The sequence below is a fragment of the Cellulomonas gilvus ATCC 13127 genome, assembly GCF_000218545.1.
Classification (GTDB): domain Bacteria; phylum Actinomycetota; class Actinomycetes; order Actinomycetales; family Cellulomonadaceae; genus Cellulomonas; species Cellulomonas gilvus.
In genome coordinates this window covers 1,573,967-1,590,203 of record NC_015671.1, presented here as the reverse complement: position 1 = coordinate 1,590,203, position 16,237 = coordinate 1,573,967, and the positions used below count along the sequence as shown (strand labels likewise).

Here is a 16,237-nt window from a genome sequence, read left to right as displayed (position 1 = left end):
CGGGTCGGGGGTCCTCACGCGCCGGCTCAGCGGCCGGGAGCCGGCGTCCGGCCGGTCAGGCGACCACGATGCACGGCACCAGCATCTCGTGCGGCGTCAGCGAGCCGTGCACGCCCACGAGCGTCAGCGACGCGGGGGTCTGCGTGCGCGAGTCGACGACCGTGGCGCGGCCGGTCATCGCGACCATCACGTCGCCGAGCACCGGCAGCACACGCTCGTCCACGTCGCCGACCAGATGTGCCGCGATCGCCTCGTCCCGGGTGAGCACGAGCGCCGCGTCGCCGAGCGTCTGCGCCCAGCGGTCGCGCACGTCCGCCGGATCGACGCCCGGCGCCAGGTGCAGGTGCGACGCGCGCGGCTCGCCCGCGACGAGCGCGACGCCCTCGGCGAGCGCGGGCACGTGCGCGACGTCCAGCTGGCGGCGCGGGTCGACGTCCACCATGCCGTGGTCCGCGGTGACGACGAGCACGGTGCCGCGCGGCAGCGAGCGCGCGAGGCGCCCGATCTCCGCGTCGGCGTCGGCGAGCGCGTCGCCCCACCGCGCGGATGCGACGCCGTGGTGGTGGCCCGCCTTGTCCACGTCGCCCCAGTAGAGGTACGCCAGGCCGGGCTGCCGCAGCGCGGCGACCGCGGCGTCGACGCGCTGCGCGAGCGACTCGGCCGCCACGTAGGTCGCGCCGCGCAGCGCGGCGCGCGTCAGCCCGGAGCCCGCGAACCGGGCGGGGCCCACGCTCGTGGTCGCGATGCCCGCGGCCGTGGTGCGCTGCAGCAGGGACGTGTGCGGCTGCCACTGCTCGGGGTCGGGCAGCCCGGTCCAGGACACCAGGTTGCCGAGCTCGCCGGTCTCGGGGACGCGCACGGTGTAGCCGAGCATCGCCGTCCGCCCGGGCGGCTGCCCGACGCCGAACGTGCCGAGCGCGGTCGCGGTGGTCGAGGGGAACGTGCTGCTCAACGCGGTCGAACCGGCCGACGCGCGGCGCAGGAACGGTGCGTGGCCCGCCCGTTCCGCCAGGTTGAGGTGGCCGAGGCCGTCGACGAGCAGCACGCACACGCGTGCGGCGGCGGGCAGGCCCAGTCGTTCCCGGGCCGCGAGCCAGCCCGCGGCCTCGTCGGGAGCGACGTCGACCGCGGCTCCCGCGCCGTCGAGCCCGGCGAGCAGCGCGCCCGCCGCGGCGGGGAGCACGGTGCCGAGGCACGCGCGCCCGTCGGAACCCGGCAGCACGAGGCCGTGCTCGTGCGCCGCGTCCGCGAGCCGCGCGGCGGCAGGACCCCCGGGCGTGGACCCGGTCTGCGTCGTGGTCATCGGGTCGTCGTCAGCGCCGGACGCTCGCGGCGGACAACGCCCGCGCGAACTCGGTCGCGGCCCGCACGGAGTCGGCGCCCTCGGCGGCCGCGCTCACGCGCACCACGACGTCGTCGGGCACGAGCGTGCCGGTCAGCCCGTGGTCCGCCTCGCACGCCGGGTCCGCGCACGTGGCCGGCTCGAGGTCGACGCGCGAGACCGCGCCCCACCCGATCGAGAGCGTGAGCTCGAGCGTGGGCGCTCCTGTGCGGTGCCGCTCGGGCTCCGCGACGACGTGCGTGAGGACCACGGAGCGGATCTCGTGGATCGGCACCGACTCGGTGGTCGCGGACGCGGACGCCGCGGGGTGGTCGGCATCGGCCGGGTGGTCGTCGACGTGCGCGCACACCAGGCGCGTCGGCGTGAGCGCCAGGACGGTCACGTGACGGCGCACCTCGGCGGCGTCGAAGGTCGTCTCGGGATGCACCAGATGAGCGACGACGGACTCGTCGGCCAGCGCGACGTCCAGCACGTCGGCGACGAGGTCCGGGTAGTAACCGGCGCGGTGCAGGTCCTCGAGGAGGGAGGTCGCGGCAGCGGGCATCTGCCCATCCTCCCACCGCCGCGGCCCTCGGCCCCACCCGCTGGACCGCGGGCTGTGGACCGGATGCCGCGCACGAACCGGTTCAGGCCGCGCGTCACGCACGTGACCAGGGACGATGGCCCTGCCGGACGGGTCCGCGCAGGTTCTTCGCCCGGTGCTCAGCTGCGCTGCAGCCGCCGCGTCGCATCCGCGCGCGACGCCCGGGCGAGGTCCACGCGTGCCGACAGGACCGTCGCGCCGCGCTCCGCGACCACCACCGGGTTGAGCTCGAGCGACCGCACCTCGGGCAGCGCGTCGCCCAGCACCGCGACGCGCGCGACCACGTCCTCGAGCGCGGCGACGTCGAGCGGCGGCAGCCCGCGGTAGCCGAACAGGCGAGGGGCCGCGCGTGGTGCGCGCACCAGGTCGGCCACGTCGGCGTCCGTGAGCGGCGGGATGCCGTACGCGACGTCCCCGAGCAGGTCCGACGCGTCACCCGACAGCCCCAGGCTGAGCACCGGCCCGTACAGCGGGTCCTCGATCGAGCGCACGACGCACGACGAGCCTCGCGGGGCCATCGCCTGCACCTCGAGCGGCAGCGCACCCGGTTCGGGTGCGTGCTCCGCGGCCAGCTCGAGGACGCCCGCGACGTCCGCGCGCAGCTCGTCGTCGTCGGCCACGTCGAGGCGCACGCCGCCCAGGTCGGCACGGTGGCGCAGCGCGGGTGCGGTGGTCTTGAGCGCGACGGGGTAGCCGATGCTGCGGGCCGCGGCGACCGCCTCGTCGGCGTCCCGCGCCGCGTACGAGGGCAGCACCGCGATGCCGACCGTGCCGAGGAGCTCGGCGGTCCGTGCGGGGTCGAGGCGGAGCTCGTCGTGGTCCGCGAGCCACCGCCGGACCAGCCGGCCCGCGGCCCGCAGGTCCGCGCCCGGGGGGTGCAGCGGCAGCCCGTGGTCCCGTGCGCGCCAGGCGGCGTACCGCGCGGCGTGCCCGAGCGCCAGCGCGGCGTCCTCGGGCGTCGCGTAGGCGGGCACGGTCCACGCGCGACCGTCGGCGTCCGTCGCCGTGAGCTCGGGGGTGACGCCGCGCAGCCCGAGCATGCACGCGACCACCGTCCGCCCCGACCGCGCGGCCTCGTGCGCCACGAGCGCGGCGAACTCGGGCACCGGGCCGCCGACGGTGGGGATGCGCACGACGATCGCCGCGTCCGCACCCGGGTCGCGGAGCGCCGCCGCGACGCCCTCGCGCGTCTCGTCGGCCGTCGCGTCCTCGCGCAGGATCTGCGCGCCGACCACGGCGAGCCCGCTCGCCGCGGCGGCCTCGGCGACGAGCGCGGCGACCGACGACGCGCTCGCGACGATCGCGACCCGGCGTCCCGCGGGCAGCGGCTGGTGCGCCAGGAGCTGGGCGACGTCGAGCAGCTGGTGCGTGTTGTCGACGCGGACCACGCCGGACTGGCGCATGAGCTCGTCGACCGCACGTGCGGGTGCCTGCGTCGCGCGCACGGCGTGCCCGGGCGGGATGACCTGGCCCGACCGCCCGGCGGTCAGCACCACGACGGGCTTGACCTGCGAGAGCCGCCGAGCCACGCGTGAGAACTTGCGTGGGTTGCCGATCGACTCGAGGTACAGCCCGACCACGTCGGTGCCGTCGTCGTCCGCCCAGAACTGCATGAGGTCGTTGCCCGAGACGTCGGCACGGTGCCCCGCGGAGACGAACTCCGCGAGACCCAGCCCACGACGGCGCACCGCGTCCAGCAGCGGCACCGCGAGCGCGGCCGACTGGCAGAACAGCCCCACGCGGCCCGCATGCGGCGGCTCCTGCGCGAGCGAGGCGTTGAGCGTGCCCGTCTCCCCCACCGCGAGCACGCCGAACGACGACGGCCCGATCACGCGCATGCCGGCGCCGTGCGCCGCCGCGAGGACCGCGCGCTGCCGCGCGAGGCCCGCCTCGCCGTCCTCGGCGAAGCCCGACGAGAGCAGCACCACCGCACGCACGCCGAGCGGTGCGATCGCCCGCACGACCGCGGGCGCGGCCTGCGCGGGGACCGCGAGCACCGCGAGGTCCGCCGGCGCCTCGACCGTCGCGAACGCGTCGTCGCGCGGCCCCGCACCGTCGTCGACGCCCACGGCCTGCACCCGCAGCGTCGGGTCGCCCGCGGCGAGGTGCGCGAGCACCGCACGCGCCATGCTCAGGTGCAGCGGCCGCGGCGGGGGTGCGCCGGGCAGCACGGGTCCGACGACGAGCACCGAGCGCGCACCCAGCACGCCGCGCATCGAGCGGGCCTCGGCGCGGTGCTCACGGTCGGCCACGACCTCGAGCGACCGGTCGGTGGGGTCGATGTCGAACGCGAGGGACACGACGCCGTCCTCGGCGTGCTGCCGCACCTCGTACCCCGCGTCGCGGAACACCGCGATCATGCGCCCGTTCTGCGGCAGCACCTCCGCGACGAACCGTCGCACGCCGCGTTCGCGCGCCGCCGCACCCAGGTGCTCGAGCAGCACGGAGCCGACCCCGCGCCCCTGGTGCGCGTCCGCGACGTTGAACGCGACCTCGGCCTCGTCCTCGTCGAGCCGGTCGTACCGGGCCACCCCGATGATCCGGTAGCCGAGCGGGCCGTCGTCGTCGGCCGTGGCGACGAGCGCGACCCGGTCCACGTGGTCGACGTTGACCAGACGCTGCAGGTCACGCTCGGGGAGCCGCTCGAGGTGCGCGAAGAACCGCAGGTACGTCGAGCGCTCGGACTGCGCGACGTGGAAGGCCTGCAGCGCCTCGGCGTCGTCGGGCCGGATCGGTCGCACGCGTGTGGTCGAGCCGTCGTGCAGGACGACGTCCGCCTCCCAGCCCGCGGGGTACCCCGGGGCGGCGGGGTCGGCGCCGCCGTCGGCGTCGGACGCGTCCTGCATCCCGCCAGGCTAGCGATCCCCGCGCGCCTGGCACGCGGGCGCCGTGCGGCGGGCGAGAATGTCCCGGCTACGACACCGCGCACGACCGAGGAGCAACCACCGCATGGCCCGTCGCCCCGCGACCCCGGACCTGCCGCCCGAGGACCTCGTCGAGAAGATCGTCGACATCGACGTCGCCGCCGAGATGGAGGGCTCGTTCCTCGAGTACGCCTACTCGGTCATCTACTCGCGTGCGCTCCCCGACGCGCGCGACGGCCTCAAGCCCGTGCAGCGCCGCATCCTGTTCCAGATGGCCGACATGGGACTGCGTCCCGACCGGCCGTACGTGAAGTCGGCGCGCGTCGTCGGCGAGGTCATGGGCAAGCTGCACCCGCACGGCGACACAGCGATCTACGACGCGATGGTCCGCCTCGCGCAGCCGTTCAGCCTGCGCCTGCCCCTGGTCGACGGCCACGGCAACTTCGGGTCGCTCGACGACGGTCCGGCGGCGCCCCGGTACACCGAGGCGCGCCTCGCGCCCGCCGCGACCGCGATGACCACGGACATCGACGAGGACGTCGTCGACTTCGTGCCGAACTACGACAACAAGCTCACGCAGCCCGAGGTGCTTCCGGCGGCGCTGCCGAACCTGCTGGTCAACGGCGCCGCGGGCATCGCGGTGGGCATGGCGACCAACATGGCGCCGCACAACCTCGTCGAGGTGGTCGCGGCCGCGCGTCATCTGGTGATGCACCCCGACGCGACGCTCGAGGACCTCATGCGGTTCGTGCCGGGGCCTGACCTGCCCACCGGCGGCAAGATCGTCGGCCTCGACGGCGTGCGCGACGCGTACCGGACCGGGCGTGGTGCGTTCCGCACGCGCGCCACGGCGCGCGTCGAGAACGTCACCCCGCGGCGCAAGGGCATCGTCGTCACCGAGCTGCCGTACATGGTGGGCCCGGAGAAGGTGATCGAGAAGATCAAGGAGGGCGTGCAGGCCAAGAAGATCTCGGGCATCGCCGACGCGGTGGACCTGACCGACCGCCAGCACGGCCTGCGCCTGGTCATCGAGGTCAAGGCGGGGTTCGACCCCGACGCGGTGCTCGAGCAGCTGTATCGCGCGACGCCGCTCGAGGACTCGTTCTCGATCAACAACGTGGCCCTGGTCGAGGGCCAGCCGCGCACGCTCGGGCTGCGCGACCTGCTCGAGGTCTGGGTCGGGCACCGCCTGTCGGTGGTGCGCCGCCGGTCCGAGCACCGGCTCGGCAAGCGGCTGGAGCGCCTGCACCTGGTCGAGGGTCTGCTGATCGCGATCCTCGACATCGACGAGGTCATCCAGGTCATCCGCTCGTCGGACGACGCGGACGCCGCGCGCTCGCGCCTGCGCACGGTGTTCGACCTGTCCGAGCCGCAGGCCGAGTACATCCTCGAGCTGCGGCTGCGCCGGCTCACCAAGTTCTCGCGCCTCGAGCTCGAGCGCGAGAAGGACCAGCTCGAGGCGGAGATCGCCGAGCTGCGCGCGATCCTGGCCGACGACGCCCTGCTGCGCACGGTCGTGTCCGACGAGATGGCGCAGGTGGCCGCGACGTACGGCACGCCCCGGCGCACCATCCTGCTCGAGTCCGCGGGTGGTTCCGCGGTCACGGGCGCGGCGGCCGCGCGCACGTCCGGGAAGGGCGCCGTCGCGCCGCTCGAGATCGCGGACACGCCGTGCTTCGCGCTGCTGTCCGGCACCGGGCTGCTGGCCCGGACCGCGACGGACGAGCCGCTGGTGCGCACGCCCGACACGCGCCGCGCGAAGCACGACGTGCTCGCGTCCGCGGTGCCCACGAGCGCGCGCGCCGACGTCGGCGCGATCACGTCCCGCGGCCGCCTGCTCCGGGTCCCGATGCTCGACCTGCCCGCGCTGCCGCCCACGGACGGAGCGCCCACGCTCGGCGGCGGCGTGCCGCTGGGCGAGGTCGTCACGCTCGAGGCGGGCGAGCGCGTGGTCGCGCTCGCGTCGCTCGCGCAGGACGCGCCCGCGCTCGCGCTCGCGACCGCGCAGGGCGTGGTCAAGCGCGTCGCGGCGGGCGACGTCCCGGCCAACCGCGACGCGTGGGAGGTCATCACGCTCAAGGACGGCGACGAGGTGGTCGGTGCAGTGCACGCACGCGACGACGACGAGCTCGTGCTCGTCTCCTCGGACGCGTCGCTGCTGCACTTCGCGGCGTCCCAGGTGCGGCCGCAGGGCCGCGCCGCCGGTGGCATGGCCGGCATCAAGCTGGGCGCCGGCCAGCGCGTGGTCGCGTTCTCCGCGGTAGGCCCGGCCGCGCTGCCGGACGCGGTCGTCGTGACCGTCGCCGGGTCGTCGTCCGCGCTCCCCGGGACGCAGGCAGGCACGGCAAAGGTCTCGCCGTTCGACGCGTACCCGGGCAAGGGCCGGGCGACCGGCGGCGTGCGCTCGCACCGGTTCCTCAAGGGCGAGGACGTGCTCATCCTCGCGTGGGTGGGCACCGGGCCGGCCTGGGCGTGCGGCTCGGCCGGGCAGCCGGTCGAGCTGCCCGCGATCGACCCGCGACGTGACATGTCGGGCACCGCGCTGAGCGCGCCGGTGCACGCGATCGGGTGATGCGACGCGTCGTCGGTCAGGCCGGGACGCGCGGGGCGACGACGAGCGGCACCACGTTGTCCCGCGCCGCGACGCGCCGCTCGGCGGGACGGACCGGGACCGCGGTCACAGCCCGCCGGCGCCCGGTCCGGGCGACCGCGACGACCAGCAGGCACTGACCCGCGGCGTACGTCGCCATGACCGCGAGGTCCTGTCCCGGCAGGTCCCAGCCCGGCACGAACCGGGCGAGCGCGATGAGCGCGTCGGAGACCAGGAAGACCGCACCACCCACGGCACCGACCGGACCGAGCCCGGTGGCCAGCACCGCCATCGCCGTGAGCACACCCGCGTAGACCGCGACGGGCACCAGCAGGGCACCGGCGTGCGGGGCGCACAGCCCGACCAGGACCGCGAGCACCGCGCCGTACGCGACGAGGACGACGGGACGCGTGCGCAGGACGCTGCGCTGCGCATACCGCGCGAACGCCACGACGTAGGCGACCTGTGCGAGCAGGAAGCACGCCACCATCACCAGGAACGCGCCGTCGCCCGCCAGCAGCCGCGGCGCGGCGTCACCCAGGAACGACGCGCCCAGCCCCGCGAGCGCCCACCGCACCGCGGCGGTGCGGGGCCAGCGCGTGGCCGCCACCAGCGCGGCCGCGAGCAGCGGCGCGAGCAGGCACTGCGTGACGTCCGCGAGCGTGGCCGCACGCGCGGCCAGCGCGCCCAGGTGCGTCGCGACGACGACGAGCCACGCGGCGCCCCAGCACCGGACCGCGACCGACGAGCCCATCGGGCCACCTCCCCCGCCGGTCTCCCGGCAGCACGACGGCGGACCTCGTCGTCCGCCGGCGCGATGCTAGCGGGCTGGCCGGGGCGCCCGCGACGCCCCGGCCCTCGTCACAGCTCGATCGTGTAGAGCGACGACCGGTGGAACGGTGCGAAGCCGAGCGCGGTGTAGAGCCCGAGCGCCCCCGAGAGGTTCTCGGTGTCGACGCCGATCTCGGCGTACTCGATGCCGTCCTGCGCAAGCCGCGCCATGACCGCCGCGAGCAGCGCGGGTGCGATCCCCCGCCGGCGCCACGCGGGCCGCACGCCGAGCAGCTCGACGTAGCCCGAGCTGTGCCCCGCGAGCTCCCAGTCCTGCTCGTACCGGCCCGAGAGCAGGTACCCGGCGACCTCGTCCGTGGCGTCGTCCACCGCCAGCAGGCTCCAGGCGGGGGCGAACTGGCTGCGTCCGGCGCGCCACGACTCGACGGTCTGCGGCTCGCTGCCCCAGTGGGACGCGAACGCCTCGTTGTGGGCCGCGAGCACGTCGTCGTCGCGGTCCTGCGACCACGGTACGATGCGCACGCCGTCAGGTGCGGCGACGTCCGGCAGGTCGGTGCCCAGCGGCCGGCGCATCTCGGAGTAGACCCGGATCGGGGTCAGGCCGCCGGCCTGGAGGAGCGCGATCGTCGCGGTGGCCTGCTCCGAGGCGAAACCACCGATCCGGCCGGGAACATCCTTGCCCGTGGCGGCGAGCAGCTGCCGCGCACGGTCGATCTCCCACGCCAGGACCTCACGCCCGATCCCCCGCCCGCGCCAGGCCGGGTCCACGCCCCCGTCGAGGTAGGCGCGCACCACCGTGGTGTCCCCCGGCGGCTGGTTGACCTGGGCCCAGGCGCGGAGCTCGCCGTCGGCGTCGACGCCCGCGAGCGTGTCCCGCGCGTGGTCCTTCCACCCGCCCTCGAACTTCTCGTCGACCTCGTCCTGCGACGTGCGGAACGGTTCGGCGTCGGCCTCCTCGATGCGCGTCACCAGACGCGTGAGCGCGGGCACGTCCTGCGGCGTCAGGGGTCGCCACCGCAGGCCGTGCGTGTCGGCCGGCAGGCGCACCTGTACGGGCGCCTGCGCACGCTGGGCGATCGGGATGAGTGCGGGTGCGGCCGGCGTGGCGGCGGGTTCGGTGGTCGTCACGTCCCCACGTTCCGACGAGCGGGCACCGCCGGGCAAGCGGTTTCTCGCCGGCCGGGCCTCAGGCGTCGATGCGACTGCGGTCCAGCGCCTGCGCTCCGGCGACGATGAAGTCCTTGCGCGGCGCCACGTCGGAGCCCATCAGCAGCTCGAAGACCTGCTCGGCGCGCTGCGCCGCCTCGGCCGTGACGCGGCGCAGTGTGCGGAACCGCGGGTCCATCGTGGTCTCGGCCAGCTGGTCCGCGTCCATCTCCCCGAGGCCCTTGTAGCGCTGGATGTCGTCCTTGTAGCGCTTGCCCGCACGGTCGAGCTTCTTGAGCACTGCCGCGAGCTCCGCCTCGGAGTACGTGTACAGGTACCGGTCGGCGTCGTTGCGCACGCCGACCCGCTCCACGCGGTGCAGCGGCGGGACGGCCGCGTACACCCGCCCCGCCTCGACCAGCGGCCGCATGTAGCGGAAGAACAGCGTGAGCAGGAGCGTGCGGATGTGGGCGCCGTCGACGTCCGCGTCGGTCATCAGGACGACCTTGCCGTAGCGCGCCGCCTCGAGGTCGAACGAGCGGCCCGAGCCCGCACCCAGCACCTGGATGATCGCGGCGCACTCCGCGTTCTTCAGCATGTCCGTCACGGACGCCTTCTGGACGTTGAGGATCTTGCCGCGGATCGGCAGCAGCGCCTGGAAGTCCGACGAGCGCGCCAGCTTGGCCGTGCCCAGCGCCGAGTCGCCCTCGACGATGAACAGCTCGCTGCGGGCCACGTCGTCGATCCGGCAGTCCGCGAGCTTGGCGGGCAGGGACGAGGACTCCAGCGCGTTCTTGCGGCGCGAGATCTCCTTCTGCTTGCGCGCGGACAGCCGCGCCCGCATCTCCCCGACGACCTTGTCCAGCAGCGCGGCGCTGTGCGCCTTGTGCTCGCGCCGGCTCGAGCCGAAGATCGCGGCGAGCTCGGACTCGACCACCTTGTGCACGATGCCGCGCACCGGACCGGTGCCCAGCACCTCCTTGGTCTGCCCCTCGAACTGCGGCTCCGCGAGCCGGACCGTGAGCACGGCCGTCATGCCCGCGAGCACGTCCTCCTTCTCGATCCGCTCCGTCGCGGCGTCCTTCGCGCTGATCTTCAGGCGGCGTGCGTTCGCCTCCACCTGCTTGCGCAGCGTCTTGAGCAGCCCCGCCTCGAACCCGGCCAGGTGCGTGCCGCCCTTGGGCGTCGAGATGATGTTGACGAACGTCCGGACCTCGGTCTCGTAGCCCGTGCCCCACCGGACCGCGAGGTCCACCTCGCACGTGCGCTGCACCTCGCGCGGGCTCATGTGGCCCCGCTCGTCCAGCACGGGCACGGTCTCGACGAACGTGCCGGATCCCGTGAGGTGCCACGTGTCCGTCACCGGCGCGTCGGGCGCGAGGTGGTCGACGAAGTCGACCACACCACCCGTGTGGCAGAACGTCTCCTCGTGCGGGCCGTCCGCGCCGGGAGTCCCCGCCAGGCCGCGCTCGTCACGCACCACGATGGTCAGTCCGGGCACCAGGAAGCTCGTCTGCCGGGCGCGCGTGACCAGCTCGTCGTACGCGAACACCGCGGTCGCCGGGAAGATCTGCCGGTCCGCCCAGTACCGCACGCGTGTCCCGGTCCGGGCGCGCGCGACCTTGCCGACCACCGCGAGCTCCGAGCCCGAGACGAACGGCTCGAACGGCGACTCCGGTGAGCGGCCCGCCGCGTCGTCGAACACGCCCGGCTCGCCCCGGTGGAACGTCATGCGGTGCGTCTTGCCGTGGCGGTCCACCTCGACGTCAAGGCGCGACGACAACGCGTTGACCACCGAGGCGCCCACGCCGTGCAGACCACCCGACGCGCCGTACGAGCCGCCACCGAACTTGCCGCCCGCGTGCAGCTTGGTGAAGACCACCTCGACGCCGGTCAGGCCGGTCTTGGGCTCCACGTCCACCGGGATGCCACGTGCGTTGTCCCGCACCTCGACCGACGAGTCCGCGTGCAGCACGACCTCGATGCGGTCGCCGTGCCCCGCGAGCGCCTCGTCGACCGCGTTGTCGATGATCTCCCACAGGCAGTGCATGAGGCCGCGGCTGTCGGTGGTGCCGATGTACATGCCCGGGCGCTTGCGGACGGCCTCGAGGCCCTCGAGCACCGACAGGTGGCGGGCCGTGTAGTCCGAGCGGGCGGGGGTGGTGGTCACGCCAGGATCGTAGTCGCGACCGCCGACGCGCCCCGCGACGCCATGCCGCGGGCACCCGATCGCGGTGTTCACCCTCAAGAGTGAGCCCCGGGGTGCCGAAGGTCCCTTGAATGTCACGTGCATCACGATCGTGTGACATTTGGGTACGCCCGTGGCGAACCTCCCCGGATGGAGGGGATGGATCGCGGGCCCGGATGGTTGTATGGAGGCGTGACAGCGACCATGACCGAACCGCTCACCGCAGCCGACCGTTGCGACCGCTGCGGCGCCCAGGCCTATGTCCGCGTGGTTCTGCCCGTGGGCGAGCTCCTGTTCTGCGCTCACCACTCCCGGGAGCACGCACCCAAGTTCGCCGCGATGGCGACCCACGTCCAGGACGAGACCGACCGGCTCCTCGAGGAGCACGGCGCCGGCGCGTTGCGCTGACCACGACCGACCCTGACGAAGGCCCGGCCCCCACGGGGTGCCGGGCCTTCGTCGTCCGCGGGTGCGGCCGTGCCGGGCCGGATGCGACGCGCGAGCGCCCGGCTCCCCTGCAGGGGCGCCGGGCGCTCGTCGTGCGTGCGGACGGGTGTCAGTCCAGGTAGTCGCGCAGCACCTGCGAGCGCGACGGGTGGCGCAGCTTCGACATCGTCTTCGACTCGATCTGACGGATCCGCTCACGGGTCACGCCGTAGACCTTGCCGATCTCGTCGAGCGTCTTGGGCTGGCCGTCGGTCAGGCCGAACCGCATGGACACGACGCCGGCCTCACGCTCCGAGAGCGTGTCGAGCACCTGGTGCAGCTGCTCCTGCAGCAGCGTGAAGCTCACCGCGTCGGCCGGGACGACCGCCTCGGAGTCCTCGATGAGATCACCGAACTCGCTGTCGCCGTCCTCGCCGAGCGGGGTGTGCAGCGAGATCGGCTCGCGCCCGTACTTCTGGACCTCGACGACCTTCTCCGGGGTCATGTCGAGCTCCTTGGCGAGCTCCTCGGGCGTGGGCTCGCGGCCCAGGTCCTGGAGCATCTGCCGCTGGACGCGGGCGAGCTTGTTGATGACCTCGACCATGTGCACCGGGATACGGATGGTGCGCGCCTGGTCGGCCATGGCGCGGGTGATGGCCTGGCGGATCCACCACGTGGCGTACGTCGAGAACTTGTAGCCCTTGGTGTAGTCGAACTTCTCGACCGCGCGGATCAGACCGAGGTTGCCCTCCTGGATCAGGTCCAGGAACAGCATCCCGCGGCCCGTGTAGCGCTTGGCCAGCGAGACGACGAGACGCAGGTTGGCCTCGAGGAGGTGGTTCTTGGCGCGCCGACCGTCCTGCGCGATCCACTCGAGCTCGCGGCGGATCTTGGGCTCCATCGTGGCGCCCGAGCCCAGGCGCTCCTCGGCGAACAGGCCGGCCTCGATCCGCTTGGCGAGCTCGACCTCCTGCTCGGCGTTCAGCAGCGCGACCTTGCCGATCTGCTTCAGGTAGTCCTTGACCGGGTCCGCGGTCGCCCCGGCCGTGACGACCTGCTGCGCGGGCGCGTCGTCGTCGTCGGCGTCGGAGTACACGAAGCCCTTGTCGGTGTCCGACTCCTCGGCCTCGGCGGGCTTCTTCGCGGTCGCGCCGTCCTCCGACTCCTCGGAGTCGGACTCGGTGTCCTCGGCGACGGCCTCGGCCACGACCTCGGCGATCTCGGGGTCGGCCTCGAGGTCCACGTCCTCGACGTCGATGTCGGCCTCGTCGCCCTCGACCGCGTCGTCGGGAGCGGCCTTGGCGCCCTTGGCCGCACCCTTGGCAGCGGTCTTGGCCGGGGCCTTCTTGGCGGGTGCCTTCTTGGCCGCGGCGGGCGCGGGCTCGGTCGGCGCGTCCTCGGTGGCCACGGACGTCGCCGCGGCGGCCTTGGTGGTCGCGCGGCGCGTGGCGGGCTTGGCGGCACCCTCGACCACGTCGGCCGTCGCGGTGGTCCGCGCCTTCGCGGTCGTCGCGGCGGCGACCTTCGCCTTGGGCGTGGCGGTCAGGCCGGCCTGGCTCACCGTGACGCCCGCGGTCGCGAGACCCCGGACCACGGCCTTGAGCCGCTTGGCGTCCTCGACGCCGGCCTGCTCGCAGGCGGCGCGCACGTCCTGCGCACCGACGGTGCCGTGCGTGCGGCCGCGGACGACGAGGTCCTGAAGGGCGGGGTGCTCGAACTCACGCGGGAGCGCGGGATGCGGAGTCTGGGACGACACGAACGACCTTTCGGCAGCACGACACCCGCGGGAGGTGTCGGGTGGTAGACGGATATTGTACCGAGCAGAACGCGGGATCGGGCGCGGGTCGGCTCAGGTCCACCCGTCGGCGTGCGCACGGGGCGGATCGGCTGGCTCGTCGGCGAGGTCCGCTCGCCCGCGGGGGTCCTCTCACGCGGCCTGATGTGGCGACGCCGGGACGCTCCCGCAGTCCCCAACGAGCATGCCGCCCCGATGATTCCCGCGCCGCCTCGGCAGCCCTGACGGGCGCGGCGCCGCGTCAGCTCGCGGCGGGCTTGACCGTCAGCACGGGGCACGGCGCATCGAACAGCACGCGCTGCGCGTTGGCACCCAGGATGAGCTTGCCGACGGGGCTGCGGCGGCGCAGCCCGATCACCACGAGCTCCGCGCCGGTCTCCTCCGCGGTCGCGATCAGGTCGTCGGCCACGTCGCCGCCGTCCAGGATCCGCACCTCGTGCTCGATCCCCCGTCCACGCAGGTCCTCACCCACGCGGGCGAGCTCGGCCTCCACCGCGGCGCGCTGCTCGGCGGACTCGTCGCTGCGCATGCTCACGACGACCACCACACCGCGCCCCCGCGCGGCGCCCTCCTGGACCGCGACGTCCAGCGCGGCACGCCCCTCCGGCGTTGCCAGGTACCCGACCACGATCCCCACGTCGACTCCTCCCGAGAACGCCCTGGGCAGGACGCTACCGCCCGCGGGCCCACGCCTGCACCCGCACCTGCGGCGACGGGTGTCAGCCGGCCGCGTCCGGCTCCTCGGTGCGTGTCCAGCCCGGGCCGAGGCCCGCGGCGAGCGCCGAGTCGAGCAGGACCGCGAGCCGGTGCTCCGCGTCGTCGCGCAGCGCGCGGTCGAGCAGGATCTGCGCGCGCGCACCGTCGCCGCGCCACCAGGCCAGCAGCGCCAGCAGCGTCAGCGCCGGTGCCTGCGCACCCGCCCGCCCGTGCGCGACCACCGCCTCGAGCGCCTGCTCGTGCCAGCGCGTCTCGGGCTGCGGCGGTCGCACCCCGGGGCCGGGACCCATGAGCGCCGCGGTCAGGCGGCCCAGTGCGGCGTCCTCGGGCGCGGCGACGGTGGTCCCACGCAGGCTGCGCTCCGGCAGGTCACCGGCACCCGGCACGAACGACGCCAGCACCGCGTCCCGCACGCGACGGTCGGTCAGCCCTGCCTCGACGCGGCCCCAGGGTGCGCGCGCGTGCGCGGGCGCACGCCCCGCCACGTGGTCGACGGCCAGCCGCCACGACGCGAGCGACTCGGCGCGCCACCACTCGACCGCGCCCGGACCGTCCTGCGCGGCCTCGGCGCCGCGCTCCTGCCAGCGCCGCCGCGTACGGGCCACGACGCGACGGCGCTGCGAGTCGGCCGCGGCGATCCGGACCACGGCGTCACGCGACTCCGCGATCGTGGCGCCCTCGAGCACCATGCGCGCCGAGACCTGCGTCGACTCGAGCTCACGCAGCGGACGACCACCCGGCGGGCAGCACGCCCCGGTGCAGTCGTAGGAGAGGTAGCCGTGGTCCGTGACCACCCAGACGGCGGCGGGCCCGAGCAGCGCCTCGGCCGCCTCGCGGAAGTGCTCGACCGCCCGGCCGGCCGCGCCGTCGACCCCGCGCGGGTCCTCGTCGGTGTAGACGACCAGCACCGAGCTGCTCGCGCGGTCCCGCCCGAGCGTGCCGACCATGGCGCGCGCGACCTGCCGCCCGACGACCGGGTCGCCGATCGCGGACAGGTCGACGCGCATGACCAGCCCCACGCTGCCGCGCGGGGCCCGCAGGCTCACCGCGACGGCCGAGTCGCGGGGCCGGAAGCCGAGCCGGTACGGGACGAGGGAGACGATCTCGCGGGGCTCGTTCACCCGCAGCGTCGGGGTCGTGGTCATGCCCGCACCCCACCGCACGTGCGCCTCGCGCGTGCGCCCGGCCGGCTGCCGCTGTGGACCCACGGGCGGCCACGGCGCCTGGGGTCGGCTCGCTAGGCTGGCCCGATGCTCCGCTCCCCGAGACCGCCGCACCGGCGCCCGGTCCCGGCCGTCGCCGCGTACGCCGCGCTCGTCGCGCTGCTGACCGCGTGCTCGAGCTCGGCACCTGCGAGGATCGCGGAGCCCACCGCGCCGACGACCGCGGCGTCCACCGCGGGCGCCTCCGTCGCGACCGAGGCGCCCCTCGCACTGCCCGACACGACCCGCTCCACGGTCGGCGGCCTCGCCGACGGCTTCCCGTCCGACCTGGTCACGCTGCCGGGTGACGCGGACGTGCTGGTGTCGAGCGCGCAGCCCGTCGACGGAGGCGACCTGGTCGAGATCAGCCTCAACCTGCGCACGACCCTCTCGGCCGAGGACCTGATGCAGGACCTGCGCGACTCGCTGGACGGGGCGGGCTTCAGCGAGACGCCCGCGGCCGACCTGCCCGACGGGGTGGCGGCCCAGTCGGCGTTCGCGCGCGAGAGCGGTGAGCTGGTCACGGTCGCGGTCCTGGACCGCGACGGCGTGCGCACGCTGACCCTCGGCGGGCGCGTCGCGGTCACCTAGG

12 protein-coding genes are annotated in these 16,237 nt (G+C 74.9%); 3 read left to right on the top strand and 9 right to left on the bottom strand.

What is annotated here, in order from left to right:
- Nucleotides 1-55: 55 nt before the first annotated feature.
- The 3 genes from CELGI_RS07350 to CELGI_RS07340 form a co-directional block, all read right to left on the bottom strand.
- Entirely contained in the window at nucleotides 56-1,303 is a 1,248-nt protein-coding gene (locus tag CELGI_RS07350; RefSeq protein ID WP_013883490.1) for an alkaline phosphatase family protein, read from the bottom strand.
- 10 nt (nucleotides 1,304-1,313) lie between these two features.
- Nucleotides 1,314-1,886 carry a DUF5998 family protein gene (locus CELGI_RS07345; protein WP_013883489.1) on the bottom strand — a complete coding sequence of 191 codons (573 nt, stop codon included), beginning with the start codon at nucleotides 1,884-1,886 and terminating at the stop codon, nucleotides 1,314-1,316.
- A gap of 158 nt (nucleotides 1,887-2,044) precedes the next feature.
- Entirely contained in the window at nucleotides 2,045-4,771 is a 2,727-nt protein-coding gene (locus CELGI_RS07340; RefSeq protein WP_013883488.1) for a bifunctional acetate--CoA ligase family protein/GNAT family N-acetyltransferase, read from the bottom strand.
- Between the two features lie 103 nt (nucleotides 4,772-4,874).
- Here CELGI_RS07340 and CELGI_RS07335 point away from each other — a divergent pair, with 103 nt between their 5' ends.
- On the top strand, nucleotides 4,875-7,361 hold the full coding sequence (locus CELGI_RS07335) for a DNA gyrase/topoisomerase IV subunit A (protein WP_013883487.1): 2,487 nt from the start codon (nucleotides 4,875-4,877) through the stop codon (nucleotides 7,359-7,361).
- Nucleotides 7,362-7,377: 16 nt separating this feature from the next.
- Here CELGI_RS07335 and CELGI_RS07330 read toward each other — a convergent pair whose 3' ends face one another.
- The 3 genes from CELGI_RS07330 to CELGI_RS07320 all read right to left on the bottom strand — a co-directional run bounded on the left by CELGI_RS07330 (nucleotide 7,378) and on the right by CELGI_RS07320 (nucleotide 11,487).
- Nucleotides 7,378-8,133 carry a lysoplasmalogenase gene (locus CELGI_RS07330; RefSeq protein WP_013883486.1) on the bottom strand — a complete coding sequence of 252 codons (756 nt, stop codon included), beginning with the start codon at nucleotides 8,131-8,133 and terminating at the stop codon, nucleotides 7,378-7,380.
- A 107-nt stretch (nucleotides 8,134-8,240) separates the two neighbouring features.
- Nucleotides 8,241-9,299 (bottom strand): GNAT family N-acetyltransferase, encoded by a 1,059-nt coding sequence (locus tag CELGI_RS07325; RefSeq protein ID WP_013883485.1) that lies wholly within the window; start codon nucleotides 9,297-9,299, stop codon nucleotides 8,241-8,243.
- Between the two features lie 58 nt (nucleotides 9,300-9,357).
- Entirely contained in the window at nucleotides 9,358-11,487 is a 2,130-nt protein-coding gene (locus CELGI_RS07320; RefSeq protein WP_013883484.1) for a DNA gyrase/topoisomerase IV subunit B, read from the bottom strand.
- A gap of 222 nt (nucleotides 11,488-11,709) precedes the next feature.
- Between CELGI_RS07320 and CELGI_RS07315 the strand changes: the two genes are divergently transcribed.
- Nucleotides 11,710-11,913 carry a DUF7455 domain-containing protein gene (locus tag CELGI_RS07315; RefSeq protein WP_150104686.1) on the top strand — a complete coding sequence of 68 codons (204 nt, stop codon included), beginning with the start codon at nucleotides 11,710-11,712 and terminating at the stop codon, nucleotides 11,911-11,913.
- Between the two features lie 148 nt (nucleotides 11,914-12,061).
- Here CELGI_RS07315 and CELGI_RS07310 read toward each other — a convergent pair whose 3' ends face one another.
- The 3 genes from CELGI_RS07310 to CELGI_RS07300 form a co-directional block, all read right to left on the bottom strand.
- A complete protein-coding gene (locus CELGI_RS07310) occupies nucleotides 12,062-13,687 on the bottom strand; it encodes an RNA polymerase sigma factor (protein ID WP_013883482.1) in 1,626 nt (541 codons plus the stop codon).
- Between the two features lie 280 nt (nucleotides 13,688-13,967).
- Nucleotides 13,968-14,363, bottom strand: coding sequence for a universal stress protein (locus CELGI_RS07305; protein ID WP_013883481.1), 396 nt, complete (start codon nucleotides 14,361-14,363; stop codon nucleotides 13,968-13,970).
- Between the two features lie 82 nt (nucleotides 14,364-14,445).
- A complete protein-coding gene (locus CELGI_RS07300; protein WP_041574533.1) occupies nucleotides 14,446-15,588 on the bottom strand; it encodes a DUF4192 domain-containing protein in 1,143 nt (380 codons plus the stop codon).
- 105 nt (nucleotides 15,589-15,693) lie between these two features.
- Between CELGI_RS07300 and CELGI_RS16435 the strand changes: the two genes are divergently transcribed.
- Nucleotides 15,694-16,236, top strand: coding sequence for a hypothetical protein (locus CELGI_RS16435; RefSeq protein WP_013883479.1), 543 nt, complete (start codon nucleotides 15,694-15,696; stop codon nucleotides 16,234-16,236).
- Nucleotide 16,237: the final 1 nt, after the last annotated feature.

Bases quoted from the DNA above. Each gene is read 5' to 3' on its own strand.
- CELGI_RS07335 (WP_013883487.1), top strand. From the start codon at position 4,875: ATGGCCCGTCGCCCCGCGACCCCGGACCTGCCGCCCGAGGACCTCGTC.
- CELGI_RS07300 (WP_041574533.1), bottom strand. From the start codon at position 15,588: ATGACCACGACCCCGACGCTGCGGGTGAACGAGCCCCGCGAGATCGTC.
- CELGI_RS07315 (WP_150104686.1), top strand. From the start codon at position 11,710: ATGACCGAACCGCTCACCGCAGCCGACCGTTGCGACCGCTGCGGCGCC.
- CELGI_RS07330 (WP_013883486.1), bottom strand. From the start codon at position 8,133: ATGGGCTCGTCGGTCGCGGTCCGGTGCTGGGGCGCCGCGTGGCTCGTC.
- CELGI_RS07345 (WP_013883489.1), bottom strand. From the start codon at position 1,886: ATGCCCGCTGCCGCGACCTCCCTCCTCGAGGACCTGCACCGCGCCGGT.
- CELGI_RS16435 (WP_013883479.1), top strand. From the start codon at position 15,694: ATGCTCCGCTCCCCGAGACCGCCGCACCGGCGCCCGGTCCCGGCCGTC.
- CELGI_RS07340 (WP_013883488.1), bottom strand. From the start codon at position 4,771: ATGCAGGACGCGTCCGACGCCGACGGCGGCGCCGACCCCGCCGCCCCG.
- CELGI_RS07350 (WP_013883490.1), bottom strand. From the start codon at position 1,303: ATGACCACGACGCAGACCGGGTCCACGCCCGGGGGTCCTGCCGCCGCG.